Genomic DNA, 14249 nt, shown 5'->3' with positions numbered 1-14249 from the left:
CCCCCAAAGAAGCAAGGTTTCCGCCACCCGCGCGAGGCCAATTTTTCCTATTGCTTCCCCATAGAAAGTATGGCATCCTCCCTCTGGCTTTCCAATAGGAGCGTTTGAATTTTATGACCAACGACAAGACCGACGTCTGGCAAGGAACCCTGGCGCTGATGGCTCTCAAGACGCTCGAAGTCCTCGGCCCTCTCCACGGCTACGGCATCGCCCGCCGCATCGAGCAGACCAGCGGCAATCTCCTCTCCGTCAATTACGGCACGCTTTATCCCGCGCTCCTCAAACTCGAGCAGGAAGGCTACATCGCCTCCGAATGGGGTGTTTCCGACAACAATCGCCGCGCGAAATTTTACCGGCTGACACGCGCCGGCAAAAAGCGCGTCGAGCTCGCCGCGCGCGAATGGGAGCAAACCACCGCCATCGTGGCGCGCTTCTTATCGCCTGAAGGAGAACGCTCGTGAAATCCCTCCGCGCCTGCCCTGCACCGCCAGGAAGCCGGTTGCAGAATCATTGCTCTTCCTATTCGCGCGCGCCTTTTGCGCGATGGAGTCAATTTCTTGGTCTCCGCCGGAGGATCGTGCCATGAAATCCATTCGCGCTTTTTTTTCGCGTTTCTGTGGTCTGTTCTACGGTTCCGCGCGCGACCGCGAATTGGCCGACGAGCTCGAAAGTCATCTCCAGATGCACGTCGACGAAAACATTCGCCGCGGCCTCGCTCCCGTCGAAGCTCGCCGCCAGGCGCTCATCGCCTCCGGCGGCATGGAACAGGCCAAGGAACTCTATCGCGATCGCCGCAGCCTGCCGTTTCTCGAAACACTCTGGCAGGACGTTCGCTTCGCTCTGCGCATGCTGCGCAAATCCTCCGGTTTTACCGCCGTCGCCGTCCTCACTCTCGCCCTCGGCATCGGCGCCAACACCGCGCTTTTCTCCGTAGTCAACGGAGTTTTGCTCAATCCCCTGCCGTATCCGCATCCGGAGCAAGTCGTCCTCGTAAGCAATACGAGTTCCGCGATTCCAGAAACCTGGGTCTCGTATCCGGACTATCTCGACCTAGTGCGCGACAATCATTCTTTCTCTTCGCTCGCAGCTTACGAATCAGAGGTCAGTTTTAATCTCCTCGGCCAGGGCGAACCCGAGCGCGTCTCCGTTACGGAAGTTTCTTCCGCCTTTTTCCCTACTCTCGGCGTCACTCCAGTTCTCGGCCGGAATTTTTCGCCTGCGGAAGATCAATTGAACGGCCCTCCCGCCGTGATTCTCAGCGGTGGCTTCTGGAAAACGAAATTCGGCGGCTCGCCGGACATCCTCGGCAAAGCCATCAACTTTGACGGCACGGACTACACCGTTGTCGGCGTGCTTCCGGAGAATTTCTATTTCTGCTGCGAGAACATTTCTTACCGAGTGAGCGACGTCTTCGTCCCCATCGGCGCCGACAAGAACCCGTGGATGACGGATCGCAAATTTCATCCGGGAACTTTTGCCATTGGGCGGCTGAAGGCGGGCGTCTCGCTGGCTCAGGCTCGCGGAGACATGGATGCCATGGCGCACAGTCTTGCGGTCGCCTATCCCGATACAGACAAAGACCAGGACATCCGCGTTACGCCGCTCAAGGAAGTCATGGTGCGAGATATCCGGCCGTTCCTTCTGGTGCTGCTCGCCGCAGTCGGCTTCGTGCTGCTGATTGCCTGCGTCAACGTTGCCAACTTGCTGCTCGCGCGCTCTACCGGACGTGTCCGCGAATTCGCCATTCGCGCCGCGCTCGGTGCCAGGCAGGGCCGCGTCATCCGCCAATTGTTGACGGAGAGTGTTCTGCTGGCGGTGACTGGCGGCGCGCTCGGTTTGCTGCTGGCTTCGTGGGGAACGCGCGCGGCGCTGTCGATGCTTCCCAGCGCTTTGCCGCGCGCCAGCGACGTGCGCTTGGACCCGCACGTCCCTCTCTTCACCTTGATCGTCTCCCTTCTCGCTGGAGTTCTCTTTGGCCTCGCCCCTGCTCTCAAAATTTCGCGACCCGATTTGCACGAAACTCTCAAAGAGGGGGGCCGCGGTGAAAGTGGCGTACGTTATCGCACTCAGGGTGTCTTTATCGTGGTCGAAATGGCACTTACTGTTGTCCTGCTTGTTGGCGCAGGACTCACGATTCGCACTCTCGTCGGCCTCTGGAGCGTCAATCCGGGCTTCGATCCGCACAACGTGCTCAGCTTCAACGTCGGGTTTCCGCCTACCACTGCCACCAGCAGTCCGGCGCAGATTCGTGCCAGCTTTCGCCAGCTCTCTGACAAAATCGCCGCTGCTCCCGGCGTTCAGTCCGTTTCGCTGATGAACGCCGCATTCCCCATGGGCGACCGGTATGATCTGAACTTTTGGCTCGACGGACAACCGAAGCCGGCGAACAGTAACATCATGCCCCTCTCCCTGTGGTATCTCGTGGGCCCCGATTACCTGAAGGTGATGAAGATTCCACTGCTACGCGGACGCTTCCTCACGGCGCAGGATGACGCCAATTCCCAAGGGGTCTGCGTCATCGACGAAGATTTCGCTCGCAAATACTTCGGCAATCAGGATCCCATTGGCAAGCGACTTAATTTCGACGCCGTCTACACACAGCTTCAAGTCGTCGGCATAGTCGGTCACGTTAAGCAATTCGGTCTGGATGAAAATGCTCGTTCGCTTACGCGGGTGGAGCTCTATGCTTCCGCTCCGCAGCTTCCCGACAATTTAATTCAGTCTTGGGTGAGCCTCACTGGCTATGTGGTTCGCACGCAGGGTTCGCCGGATGCAACCGCCGGTGCGATTCGCGACGCCGTCCGTGGATTCAACAGCAAAGCGGTCATGTTTCACGCACAAACCATGGACAGCGTCGTCGCGCATTCACTTGCCTCACAGCGCTTCGCGATGGCTCTGCTGGCTGTCTTCGCCACGCTCGCGCTGATTCTCGCCAGCATAGGAATCTACGGCGTGATTTCCTACGTTGTCGGCAAGCGGACGCATGAAATCGGCCTGCGCATCGCGCTCGGCGCGCAACGGACGGATGTGATGAAGATGGTCCTGGGTCAGGCCGCGCGCCTCGCGCTAAACGGTTTGGTGGCTGGCCTTGCGCTTTCGGCGGGATTGACTCGTCTGATGTCAAAAATTCTCTACGGGGTTAGCGCCACCGATCCCGTCACATTCCTCGGCGTCTCGATCGTGCTCACGCTCGTCGCCCTCGCCGCATGCTACATTCCCGCTCGCCGCGCCATGAAAGTGGACCCAATGGTTGCTCTCCGCTATGAATAAGTCACACAAACAAACTCGCTGTACCATGAGCGCCTGCTCGCTTGCCATGACGCAGGAAGGGCCGCAGCCACATTTGGCGAAGGCGGGTCAATCCTATGCTTGCCCGCCGCAGGCTAGGTCGCCTTACGTTATGGTTATGAGTGATTCTCTTCGCATCTTCGTCAAAGGAGACGCCCCTTGAGACACCTTCGCGCCTTCTTGTTGCGTTTGACAGGCTTATTTCGTCGCCGAACGCGCGACCGCGAGTTAGCCGACGAGCTCGAAAGCCATCTCCAGATGCACATTGATGAAAACATCCGCCGCGGCATGACGCCTACCGAAGCTCGCCGCCAGGCCCTCATCGCCTCCGGCGGCATGGAACAAGCGAAAGAAGCCTACCGCGACCGCCGCGGCCTGCCATTTCTTGAAACGCTCTGGCAGGACATTCGCTTCGCCCTGCGCATGCTGCGAAAATCTCCTGGCTTCACCGCCGTCGCCGTCCTCACTCTCGCCCTCGGCATCGGCGCCAACACCGCGATGTTCAGCGCGCTTTACGGATTGGTCTTACGCCCGTTGCCGTACGCGGACTCGTCGCGATTGGTGATGCTGTGGGATTCGAACCGCAAAGCGGGGCAAAGACACCTTCCGGTGATCCAGGGATCGTTTCCAATTTTCGAAAGTCAGGCGAAGAGCTTTGAAGACATGGCCGCGTTCGGTGCCATGGCTGCTTCGCGAGATGAGCTTTTTGCTGACAGATTGTGGGGAACCGAGGAGCGTCTGGCAGTCTCCGCAATGTCGCCTCAATTTTCCTCCGTATTGAAAGTGACGCCACTCCTCGGACGCACATTCACGGCGAGCGAGGCTGTGCGAGTGGTAAAGGACGACCAGTGGCAATTCGCGCATGTGGCGATTCTGAGCTACTCATTCTGGAAGCAGCATTACGGCGCAGATCCTGACATCATCGGTAAGACTCTCACCATGAACGATATTGGTTTGCGCTACCAATACACAATCGTCGGAGTGATGCCGAAAGGTTTTGATTTTCCCTATCCGCTGGATGCGGCCAAACCAGACGTTTGGGTGAATTTGACATTTACTGCAAGTCGATTTGAGTTTGGGAACGTTCTAAGGGTTGTGGGCCGTCTGAAACCGGGCGTGAGCTTGGCTCAAGCGCAGGCAGAGATCAACACCATTGCGGACCGTATTCGCGCGCAGTATCCGAAATATTACAAGGACGAGTATGTCAGCGTCGTCCCGCTGAATTCGGACCTTATTCAAAACGTGCGCGCGACGTTGTGGGTTTTACTGGCGGCATTCGCGTTCATTCTGCTCATCGGCTGCGCGAATGTGGGCAACCTCTTGCTGGTCCGCGCGGTGTCGCGTGAAAGAGAAATGGCAATTCGCGCCACGCTGGGTGCGGGCCGGTGGACGTTGATCGGACAAATGCTGACCGAAGGGATGCTGCTGGCGCTAACGGGCGGCGCTTTGGGCATATTCCTGGCTTACGCAAGTTTGCGCGCTTTCGTCGCGCTGCTGCCGCAGTCGATTTACATTCCGCGCCTGGATTCCGTGGCGCTGGATACGCGAATGCTGATTTTCGCAGCATTGCTCTCGGTAATTGCCGCGGGAGTATTCAGCGTGCTGCCGAGCCTGCGTTTGGCGCGGCCGAATCTGAATGAAACGATGAAATCAGGAAGCGTGCGTAAATCCTCGCCGGCGCGCTCTGTCTTGCGCAGGCCGGGGAGCGCGCTGCTGGTTGTCGAAGTCTCGTTGGCTCTTGTCTTGCTAACTAGCGCGCTATTGATGTTGCGCAGCATGCAGAAGTTGCTCGCCGTGAACAGCCAGTTTCAACCCGAGCGGTTGCTTTCGATGGATGTTGCCATCGACAACGCCTACGGGATGTCTCTGCCAGACAACGATGAGACGACGATACCGACTCGTTTCGAGCAGTTCGAGGACCGCCTCGCGGCAATGCCCGGTGTGGAAGCAGTCGCCTTGACCGACTGGTTGCCGGTGGTGCCTCACGCGCACACTTTAGATGAGTTTAAGGCCGATAGTGGCGGCGGACGTATCGCCGAAGAGTTTCAATCGGCCGCGATGCACAGTGTCTCGCCGGCATACTTCGACATGATGGATATGAGGCTGCTGCGCGGGCGGTGGCTGGCAGATTCGGATCGAAACGGGACGTTGCCGGTGGCGGTCATCAACGAAGCGATGGCGGAAGCGTACTGGCCGAATCGCGACCCTCTCGGGTTGAAGGGGAAGCCGAGATTCCGATATACCGACAAAGACATTTCATACACCATTGTAGGGATCGTTCGTGAGCCAAAACGATTCGCGACTGGCGACACGCCGGAGCCGACCGTGTATGTCAGTTTTTCGCAAGCTCCTTTGATGGTTGCGACTGCACTCGTGCGCACCGCAGCGAATCCAAAAGGAATAGCGGCGGCGATGCGCGAAGCTGCGTTGCAGATGGTCCCAGGGCACATGTTTGTCGGCCAGGTGCAGACCGGTGAGGAACTGGTCTCCGAAGTGAGCGCAACGCCCAGGTTCACGACGCAGCTGTTGACCGCATTTTCGGGCCTCGCGCTGCTGCTGGCTCTCGTAGGCGTTTACGGACTCATTTCCTATTACACGTCGCAGAGAACGCACGAAATTGGAATACGCATGGCTCTCGGCGCGCAGCGCGGGGATGTGATGCGGTTGGTGCTGCGAGAGGGCATGCTGCTTGTGAGTTTGGGTGTCGCGGGCGGCATCATCCTTGCCTATGGTCTCGCGAAAGGTCTGGCGAGTTTGGTTTACGGAATTTCGGTGACGGATTTCCATTCCTTCGCAGGTGCCGCGGTTCTGCTTCTCGTTGTGACGCTCGCCGCCTGCTACATCCCCGCCCGCCGCGCCATGAAAGTCGATCCTATGGTCGCCCTTCGTTACGAATAGCGCGCCGCAACTCAATTCCACTTCGCGCCCCCCACTCGATTTTGTCTCCTCCTTCCGCTAAGATGGACGTTTTTCAGATTGCGAAAGGAACTGCTCTGCGCATGGCCTCCGGCTCCAAACCGCGCGTTCGCTTCGCTCCGTCGCCCACGGGCTATCTTCACGTCGGCGGCGCGCGCACGGCGCTTTTCAATTGGCTTTTCGCGCGCCATGAAGGCGGCACGTTCATTCTGCGCGTCGAAGACACGGACGTCGAGCGCAACAAGCCCGAGCTCGTCGAGGGAATTCTCGAAGGCCTGCGCTGGCTCGGCGTCCAGTGGGACGAAGGTCCTTACTTCCAGTCGCAGCGTATGGATCTCTATCGCGCCGCAGCGGAACGCCTGCTCGCCAGCGGCGCCGCCTTCGCGTGCTATTGCAAGGCCATCCAGTACGCAGGCGCAGACGCCGTCGTCGAAGGCGAAGAAGGCGCGGAAAAAGCCGCGCGCACGCCGCCGTGTCCTTGCCGCGACATGACGCCCGCCGAGCGCCAGGAAAAAGAGCGTCAGGGCTTGCCGCGCGCCATTCGTTTCGCCACGCCGCGCTCCGGCGTGACGCGCTTCGAAGACGCGGTCTTTGGTCCGCGCGAAGTGCAGAACGCCGAAATCGAGGACTTCGTTCTCCTGCGTTCTTCCGGCGTGCCGACGTATCAACTCGGCGCTGTCGTCGACGACATCGACATGCGCATCACGCACATCATTCGCGGCGCCGATCATCTCTCGAACACGCCGAAGCAGGCTCTGCTCTACGCCGCGCTCGGCGCACCGGCGCCGATTTTCGCGCACGTGCCGCTGATTCTTGGCGCCGACCGCACGCGCCTCTCCAAGCGCCACGGCGCCACGAGCGTCGGCTCCTATTCCGAAGAGGGATTTTTGCCCGAAGCCTTCCGCAATTTTCTTGCGCTGCTCGGCTGGTCCACCGGCTCCGACGAGGAATTCCTGCGTACGTCCGAACTCATCTCGCGATTTTCGCTTTCCGGCATCAGCCGCACCAACGCGATTTTCGATCGCCCCAAGCTCGAATGGTTCAACGCACAGTATCTTCAGAAACTTCCCATCGACGAGCTCCTGCCTTACGTGAAATCCGAATTGCAGCGCACCGGCCTTTGGCGCGATGCCTGGGACGCCGCCGAGCGCGACTGGTTCGCGCACACCGTCGATTTGCTCCGTCCGCGCACGCGCCTGCTTCCCGATTTCGCCACATGGGCTCGCGCATTTTTCTCCGACGATTTTGATTACGACGCCGAAGCGCGCGCAAAATTCTGGAAAGATCCGAAACTTCCGGATTTGCTCGAGAAGTTAGCCGCCGCGCTCGAGGCCCTCACCGATTGGAATCACGATGCCTGCGACCACGCTCTCCGCGCGCTCGCCGAAGCCGAAGGCGTCAAGGCCGGTTTGCTCATCAACGCCACGCGTGTCGCCATCGTGGGCCGCGCCGTCGCGCCGCCGCTCTTCGAGACCATGGTCGTCCTCGGCAAAGGCCGCGTCGTCTCGCGCCTCCGCCGCGCTCTTCCGGACGTCACCGCGCTTTAGCGCGCATTTCGCTCAGTCTTATTGGTTTTTTCGAGTGCGGAAAAAACTACTTCGTGCCGCCGGCTGGCTTGCTGCTGAAAATCTGCGGCGACATCTGCCGCGCCTTCGTCCCTGCCGGAGCCACATCAATTTTCGCCATCACTGGAATTCGCACCGGCGGCAGGCACGAATCTTCATTGCAAGCCTGATACTGCAGCGTGAATGGCAAGCTCGTCGCGCCCAGCGCCGCATTGGCCGCAACGGAAAATTTCGCACGAATCGTGAATGTGCCGGTATAAACCGAAAGCGGCTTGTCCGAAAACGAGAGCTTCTTGTCGATTCCTGGCGGATAAATCGTCTCGATTTCCTTGATGCCCGCGTGTGGCTTCGCCGTCAGCAATGTCGGAATCAGATAATCCTCCGAAGGCTTGTGCGAATTCATGTGAAATCCCGGCAGGACATGCACGACCGCTGCTATCTCGAATGTGCTCCCGCGCGGCACCGGCTCCAGCGAAACATATGTTTGCGCCTTCGCCACGGAAGCAGGTGCAGGCAGATTTTGCGCACGCGCCGCGTGAACGCCTCCGAGCGCGAGCAAACACGCCACGGCTGCAAGTCCCGCAACTCCGCGCATCGCGTTGCCGCAAATTCTTCGCATCGCTATACCATCACCGCCGCGCCCAGTTGCTGGCTCAAAATCCGGCTCATTACCTGATCCAGCGTTTCGCCGGTTTTGTCCAGCACAAACGCGCCCTTCTCATCCGACCATCCCAGCTTGAAACTCGTCGTCAGCGCCGAAATCCAGATCTGCCGCACCGGCGAATTCGGGCTGATGACGAAGCGCGTTTCATCCGCATCGCTGAACTGAACCTCGATTTTCCCGCTGCCGCCTTCGACTTCAAAATCGTGCTCGTCGCCGAGCTCCGCGAGTCGGTCCGCCAGGCTCTCGAACACATCTTCGCATTTTTTCTGGAACTCGCGCTCGTCCATAAATGTTCGAAAGTCTCGCGGAAATCTTCACCCGGCCCAGTGAAAGATGGCAAAAAAATTCTTACGAATGCAGCTTCAGTTGGTCTTCAATAATCCCTTGCAATTCGCCGCGGTCCACCAATCCGATGATCCGTTTCACCACTTTCCCGTCGCGCGAAATCACGATCGTCGTCGGCAATCCGATCAACCCGCCGAATTTCTCCGCCAGATCGTAATTCCCGATGATGATCGGATAGCTCATCGCCATCTTCTGCCCGTCGACGTCAAATTGCGTCTTCTCCACGAACGGGTCGACGACTTTCTTCCCATCGTCGTCCATCGCCACGCCAAGAATCGTAAATCCCTGGTCTGCATATTTCTGCTGGAAGCCGATCATCCACGGAATCTCATCCTGACAAGCTGCACACCATGTCGCCCAGAAATTCACCAGCACGACTTTGCCTTTCAGGCTCGCTAGCGGCAATTCCGCGCCATCCAGCTTCTGGAATGTGACGTCCGGCTCGTTCGGTTTGTTCGCATTGGGGCTGGCCTTTGCGCTCGCCGCATTTCCCGCGTTCGCCGGCGCCGCTCCTCCGCATCCTGCAAATCCCAGCGACATCACCGCCAGCATTCCCGCCGCCAATATTCCTGTCATGCGATTCATTGCCATGCTCCCTTTATCTCGAAAAACGGTTCAGAAAGCTCAGTTTACCCGAAAGCCATGTCAGCCGGTTCACAAAAATCAGTGCGCCCACCGCAAGCAGCAGCACGCCGCTGAACACTTCCACCCAATGAATATGCCGTCGGAAGCGCTGATAGAATTTCAGGAATTGTCCGATCCCGATCGCCGTCAGCAAAAAGGGAATCGCCAGTCCCGCCGAATATGCCGTCAGCAAAAATACGCCGCGCATCACCGTGCCCTGCGTCGCTGCCAGCGTCAGCACCGTCGCCAGAATCGGCCCGATGCACGGCGTCCATCCAAACGCGAACGCGAAGCCCATCAGGAATCCGCTCACCGCGCCCGGCTGCCCGCCCATATTGCGAAAATGCACGTCGCGGTTGAGCCAGCGCGTCATCGCTGGCCCCAGCAGAAAAATCAGCGACAGCGCGAAAAGATGCACCGGCCGGAAATCGCTCGAATTCGTGTTCATCCAGAGCGCCATCGCGATTCCCGCCGCGACAATAACCACGCCGATCACCAGTCCCGCGCGAATCGAAAGCTTCCCGAGCCAGCCAATCAAGTGCAGGCCAAAGAGCAGAATCAGCGCTCCAGCCAGCGGCGTGAGTTCCGTCCTATGTTCTTGCAGAAATGTTCCCACCGCGCTCGCCGAAGCGCCAAAACCGATGAACACCAGCGAAAATCCGATGACGAACGCAATCGCCGCCGCGAGCGTCGCGCCGCGCGAATTTTTGCCCTGCTGCAGTTGGTCTACGCCCACGCCGGAAAGCATCGAAACGTACCCCGGCACCAGCGGCAAGACGCACGGCGACAGGAATGAAATGATTCCCGCCACGAGCGCCGCAAATACGCCGACTTTCATCTTCTTTACCTACGCTTTCCGTTGCGCCATTGGATGTGCCTCGCTCCGATTCCGTCCGCTCAGCGCCTAATCAATTTTCGCATACCACCCCTGAATCCGCACGTGCCGGAGAAAGGCAATGGCGGGTCACTTTGAATTTTCTGGATCGTGACACAAAAAAGTCTCCCAGGTAGACGGCTAGTCGAGCCTGGGGGATGGGAGTCAAAATCCAAACGGACAACTACCAGACATGGAATTCCATCGTCTCACTTGAATTCCGGATGCCGATTGTGCCACTCCGTCGCCCGCTCGTAAGCGGCGGCAATGCTCAATAACTTCGCTTCGCCCCACTCCGGCCCGTGCAGCGACATGCCGATGGGTAATCCGCTGCGCGTGAATCCGCACGGCACGGAAATCGCCGGAAAGCCCGTGAAATTCGCCGGACGGCTCACGCCGACCAGCAACCCGCGAACCGACTGCGATTCGCCGTTGACTTTGACGCTTTCTTCGCCGATGCGCGGCGCGGCAATCGGCGTCGCCGGTGCCACGATGGCATCCACGCGCTCGAACGCGGCGCGAAAATCCTCGCGCAATTTTTCCCGCGCCTGCTGTCCCATCAAGTAATCCACCGCCCGCACGGCGCTGCCCATTTCCAACCGTTTCCGCACATCCTCGCCATACTCCGTCGCGTGCGCCGGAAAATAGCCCTGGCTTTCGTGATATTCCAGCGCCTCCGCCAGCGCGATTTGCGTGCTCGGTTCACCGGATTCCTTCGCGTGCGGCACCGAAACCTCTTCGATTCGCGCGCCGAGCTCCTTGAAAACTTTCATCGCTTCTTCAATCGCTTTTGTGATCTCCGCATCCGCGCGCTCAAAAAAATATTCGCGCGGCCATCCCAGGCGCAATCGTCCTCGCTTTTTCCATCCGCCCCGCGCCGCGCGATAAAACGCTCCCGGGGCTTCGTCGCATCTTCCGATAATGTCGAGCATGATCGCCACATCCGCCACGGTTCGCGCAATCGGCCCGGCGTGATCGAGCGTCGGCGCCAGCGGCACGATTCCCTCGCAGCTCACGCGCCCAAAGGTCGGCTTCAGCCCCACAATTCCGCACAGCGCCGAAGGAATGCGAATGGACCCGCCCGTATCCGTCCCGATAGCCGCGAATCCGATTCCCGCCGCCAGCGCTGCGGCGGAGCCGCCCGTCGATCCTCCCGGAATGCAGTTCGTATTCCACGGATTCCGCGCCGGCCCGTAGTGCGGATTCTCGGTCGTAATTCCATAGGCAAATTCGTGCAGGTTCGTTTTCCCCAGCAGCACGCCGCCCGCTTGCGTGAACTTCTTCGCGACCTCTGCGTCCACGCGTGGCACGAAATCTTGCAGGATTTTCGATCCAGCGGTCGTCCGCACGCCCGCCGTCCAGATATTGTCCTTGAGCGTGATGGGGATGCCGTGCAGCGGCCCGCGATGCCTGCCTCGCGCGATCTCCCGCTCCGCCGCTCGCGCTTCCTTCCGTGCGCGCTCCGCCGTCACCGTGATGAATGCATTCAGCCGCGGATTCAGCGCCGCAATTCGCTCAAGCGCCGCTTCGGTCAGCTCCACGGGCGAAAGTTTCTTTCGCCGCAGCAGCGCCGCCGCTTCGCTGATAGTCAGATAGCTCAGCTCGTCTTTCATGCCTTTCGCGCTGGGTGCTCCGTCACCCTAGAAAATGCTCTCCTGCCGCCGCACATTGCCAAACGATCCCAGATTCGCAATGTGAAACACCACGCCAAACTGATTTTCATTTCGCACCGTGCCCAGCGAAAGCCTGCGGTACATGAATCCGATTCCGCAGCAGGACCCGTTGTAGGTCATCTGAATCACCTGGTTCTGAAAGACTGACTCGCTGATGTCATAGCTGAATCCGAAAAGCCCGCTCCATCCCTTTGACGTCAAATCCCCATATCCCGCCATCGCGCGGATCTGGTTCGAGCGCGGCTCGATGACTCCCGGATTTGCCGGCGAAGTCGCCGGAATATTCACCGCCGAAAAATCCGCCAGCGTCAGAAACGACTGCTTGTACGGCCGCACTTTCACCAGCGTGCCGATCGCCGTCGTCTGCCCGCGCACCGGGTCGTAGTCCACGCGAAATTCCGTGTCGAATTTCCCGCCCGGCTCGACGTTCAGGTCGCTGATGATCGGCGAAAACCGGTGCAGGCTGTCGGCAAACGCAAATGGCGTCAGCGAATCCAGCGCCTGAAACACATTCCTCTGGCCCGGCACAAGCGCGCCGCCGAACGTCGGATCGAAAAAATATTTCTGCTGCACGTCCCAGCTGATCAGCTCCTCGCCGCCGTTGTCGCCGTCCTTGCGAAACAGCCGCTGCGTCACGCCATACTGCACGTCGTTCGTGTCCGTCAGTGTGTCGTCCTCGTCAAAAAGCAGATAGTGCGAAAAATCCGACACGCCGTTCACGTAGTGATATTCAATCGACGGCTCGATGGTGTGCTTCCACTTCTCTTCACCGTCGCTCCACACGCGGTCCAGCGACGGCGGCCGCACATCCAGCGTGAATTCCTGCGTGCTGCGCACGAATGGCGAGCTTGCAAAAATGCCGTTCACCAGTTGCCCTCCGTATCGCGTCTCTCGCAGCGTAAATGTCGGCGTGATGTCCAGCCACGGCCCCAAATGCAGCGGCAGCGTCACGTTCGGTGCGAACTCCATCCGCGACACGAACGACGGCGTCGCGAACTCCGGCGCCACGTTCGTTTCGCGGTGCACCGCGTCCGCGAACGCGTCGAAGCCGAAATAGATCGGCAGATTTCGCCATGGCGCGCGATCCACGGAACTCGCGCGAAGCTCCGGTGCATTTCGTATGTCGATCGATGCATCCGGCGATGCGCTCAGATAATTTTTGTAGCTCGTGGATGCCAGGCTCAGGCTGTATCCGTTGGTATCCTTGGTCAGAAACGCCGTGTTTTGCACTTCGGAATTCACCGCTTGCGCAAACGTTTGCGCGAAGGCCAGCCGGAACGTCAGCGACGACAACTGATCGATATTCGCCACGGCTCGCCATCCGTCCGGCAGCCTCGCGTCCAGAAAAAGTTTGCCTTCATGCCCGCCCTGCTTCATCAGAATCCCGCCCGCCTCCGGCAAGCCCCGGTCAATCACGCCGTAATAACTGGCATTCAGCGTCACGTTCTGCCACGGTTTCATGCGAATCTCGCCTGTTTGGCTCGACCCGCGCAGGCTCAGGTATTCCGCGCCCACAGTCGCGTCCATCCAGTCCGTTGGCGCCCAATAAAACGAATCGCCCAGCAAATATCCTCTCGTCGTCGATTTCGTCGCATCGGGAATCAGAAATCCCGATTGCCGCAGCTTTGTTCCCGCCGGCAAGGACGCGTACGGCAAATAAATGATCGGCACGTACAGTAAGCGAAACGTCGCATTGCGCAGCTCCACTGATTTCTGGAGATGAATCACCGCCCGCGGCGCATAAAATTTCCACACCGGTCGGTCCGGCCGGCAGACCGTCACCCACGCGCGCTTCACTTCGTAGGTTTCTTCGTCAATGCGCTGCACCTCTGCGGCGCTGAACGTCAGCGGATTCTGGCTCACCAGCACGTTGGGGTTTTCAACATGGAAGGATCGTACCGTCCCGCGCACGTTGCGAAACGTCCCGCGTTCCGTCGCGAAGTTGTACGTCCCTGAATCCGCTTCCAGCTGCTGCGTCTCGTAGTCCAGTTGCACGTGTCCGCGCGCGGTTGCTGTCTTCGTCTCTTCGTTGTAATCCACGTGGTCCGCGCGCAGCCTCGTGTTTTGGTACACGATGTCCACGTGCCCGTCCGCGCTAAAAATCTTCCCCGACTGCTTCTGGGTGTCCGCTTCGAGCCTTAGCTCGCCGATGCCTTTCCCCCCCGCCTGGCTTCGCGGGATCACCGCCTGACCTTGCGCCGGCGCGGCTTTCGGCAGGGCCATCGCGAGCAGCAGGAGCGCCGCAAGATTCGCGGCCCGCTTGCGCCGCAAGAATTTGTTTTCCTTCCGTGCACGCATAT

The 14249-nt window shown here is 59.4% G+C and carries 10 protein-coding genes; 4 read left to right on the top strand and 6 right to left on the bottom strand.

The annotated features are described in order from the left end of the window. Nucleotides 1-113: 113 nt before the first annotated feature. The 4 genes from VGR81_10890 (at nucleotide 114) to gltX (ending at nucleotide 7751) form a co-directional block, all read left to right on the top strand. A complete protein-coding gene (locus VGR81_10890) occupies nucleotides 114-461 on the top strand; it encodes a PadR family transcriptional regulator (protein HEV2289448.1) in 348 nt (115 codons plus the stop codon). Nucleotides 462-582: 121 nt separating this feature from the next. Continuing rightward, complete coding sequence (locus tag VGR81_10885; protein HEV2289447.1) at nucleotides 583-3270, top strand: ABC transporter permease; 2688 nt, start codon at nucleotides 583-585, stop codon at nucleotides 3268-3270. A gap of 177 nt (nucleotides 3271-3447) precedes the next feature. Beyond that, nucleotides 3448-6186, top strand: a complete 2739-nt coding sequence (locus tag VGR81_10880; GenBank protein ID HEV2289446.1) for an ABC transporter permease — start codon at nucleotides 3448-3450, stop codon at nucleotides 6184-6186. A gap of 101 nt (nucleotides 6187-6287) precedes the next feature. Then, on the top strand, nucleotides 6288-7751 hold the full coding sequence (gene gltX, locus VGR81_10875; GenBank protein ID HEV2289445.1) for a glutamate--tRNA ligase: 1464 nt from the start codon (nucleotides 6288-6290) through the stop codon (nucleotides 7749-7751). A gap of 46 nt (nucleotides 7752-7797) precedes the next feature. On the opposite strand, the gene VGR81_10870 is transcribed toward gltX, so the two are convergent. The 6 genes from VGR81_10870 to lptD form a co-directional block, all read right to left on the bottom strand. After that, entirely contained in the window at nucleotides 7798-8364 is a 567-nt protein-coding gene (locus VGR81_10870) for a protein-disulfide reductase DsbD domain-containing protein (GenBank protein ID HEV2289444.1), read from the bottom strand. 26 nt (nucleotides 8365-8390) lie between these two features. After that, a complete protein-coding gene (gene cyaY, locus VGR81_10865; protein HEV2289443.1) occupies nucleotides 8391-8720 on the bottom strand; it encodes an iron donor protein CyaY in 330 nt (109 codons plus the stop codon). Between the two features lie 61 nt (nucleotides 8721-8781). Then, on the bottom strand, nucleotides 8782-9363 hold the full coding sequence (locus tag VGR81_10860) for a TlpA disulfide reductase family protein (protein HEV2289442.1): 582 nt from the start codon (nucleotides 9361-9363) through the stop codon (nucleotides 8782-8784). A gap of 13 nt (nucleotides 9364-9376) precedes the next feature. Further along, entirely contained in the window at nucleotides 9377-10240 is an 864-nt protein-coding gene (locus tag VGR81_10855) for a cytochrome c biogenesis protein CcdA (protein HEV2289441.1), read from the bottom strand. Nucleotides 10241-10485: 245 nt separating this feature from the next. Beyond that, nucleotides 10486-11889, bottom strand: coding sequence for an amidase (locus tag VGR81_10850; GenBank protein ID HEV2289440.1), 1404 nt, complete (start codon nucleotides 11887-11889; stop codon nucleotides 10486-10488). A 27-nt stretch (nucleotides 11890-11916) separates the two neighbouring features. Continuing rightward, nucleotides 11917-14220 carry an LPS assembly protein LptD gene (gene lptD / locus VGR81_10845; protein HEV2289439.1) on the bottom strand — a complete coding sequence of 768 codons (2304 nt, stop codon included), beginning with the start codon at nucleotides 14218-14220 and terminating at the stop codon, nucleotides 11917-11919. Nucleotides 14221-14249: the final 29 nt, after the last annotated feature.

Source organism: Candidatus Acidiferrales bacterium, assembly GCA_035934015.1.
Lineage (GTDB): Bacteria > Acidobacteriota > Terriglobia > Acidiferrales > UBA7541 > DAHUXN01.
The sequence above is the reverse complement of the archived record's forward strand: the minus strand, read 5'-3'. Positions and strand labels throughout refer to the sequence as shown.

Excerpts from the sequence above, each read along its gene's own strand:
- VGR81_10890 (HEV2289448.1), top strand. The coding sequence starts at position 114 with ATGACCAACGACAAGACCGACGTCTGGCAAGGAACCCTGGCGCTGATG.
- VGR81_10885 (HEV2289447.1), top strand. The coding sequence starts at position 583 with ATGAAATCCATTCGCGCTTTTTTTTCGCGTTTCTGTGGTCTGTTCTAC.
- gltX (HEV2289445.1), top strand. The coding sequence starts at position 6,288 with ATGGCCTCCGGCTCCAAACCGCGCGTTCGCTTCGCTCCGTCGCCCACG.
- VGR81_10870 (HEV2289444.1), bottom strand. The coding sequence starts at position 8,364 with ATGCGCGGAGTTGCGGGACTTGCAGCCGTGGCGTGTTTGCTCGCGCTC.
- cyaY (HEV2289443.1), bottom strand. The coding sequence starts at position 8,720 with ATGGACGAGCGCGAGTTCCAGAAAAAATGCGAAGATGTGTTCGAGAGC.
- VGR81_10860 (HEV2289442.1), bottom strand. The coding sequence starts at position 9,363 with ATGAATCGCATGACAGGAATATTGGCGGCGGGAATGCTGGCGGTGATG.
- VGR81_10855 (HEV2289441.1), bottom strand. The coding sequence starts at position 10,240 with ATGAAAGTCGGCGTATTTGCGGCGCTCGTGGCGGGAATCATTTCATTC.
- VGR81_10850 (HEV2289440.1), bottom strand. The coding sequence starts at position 11,889 with ATGAAAGACGAGCTGAGCTATCTGACTATCAGCGAAGCGGCGGCGCTG.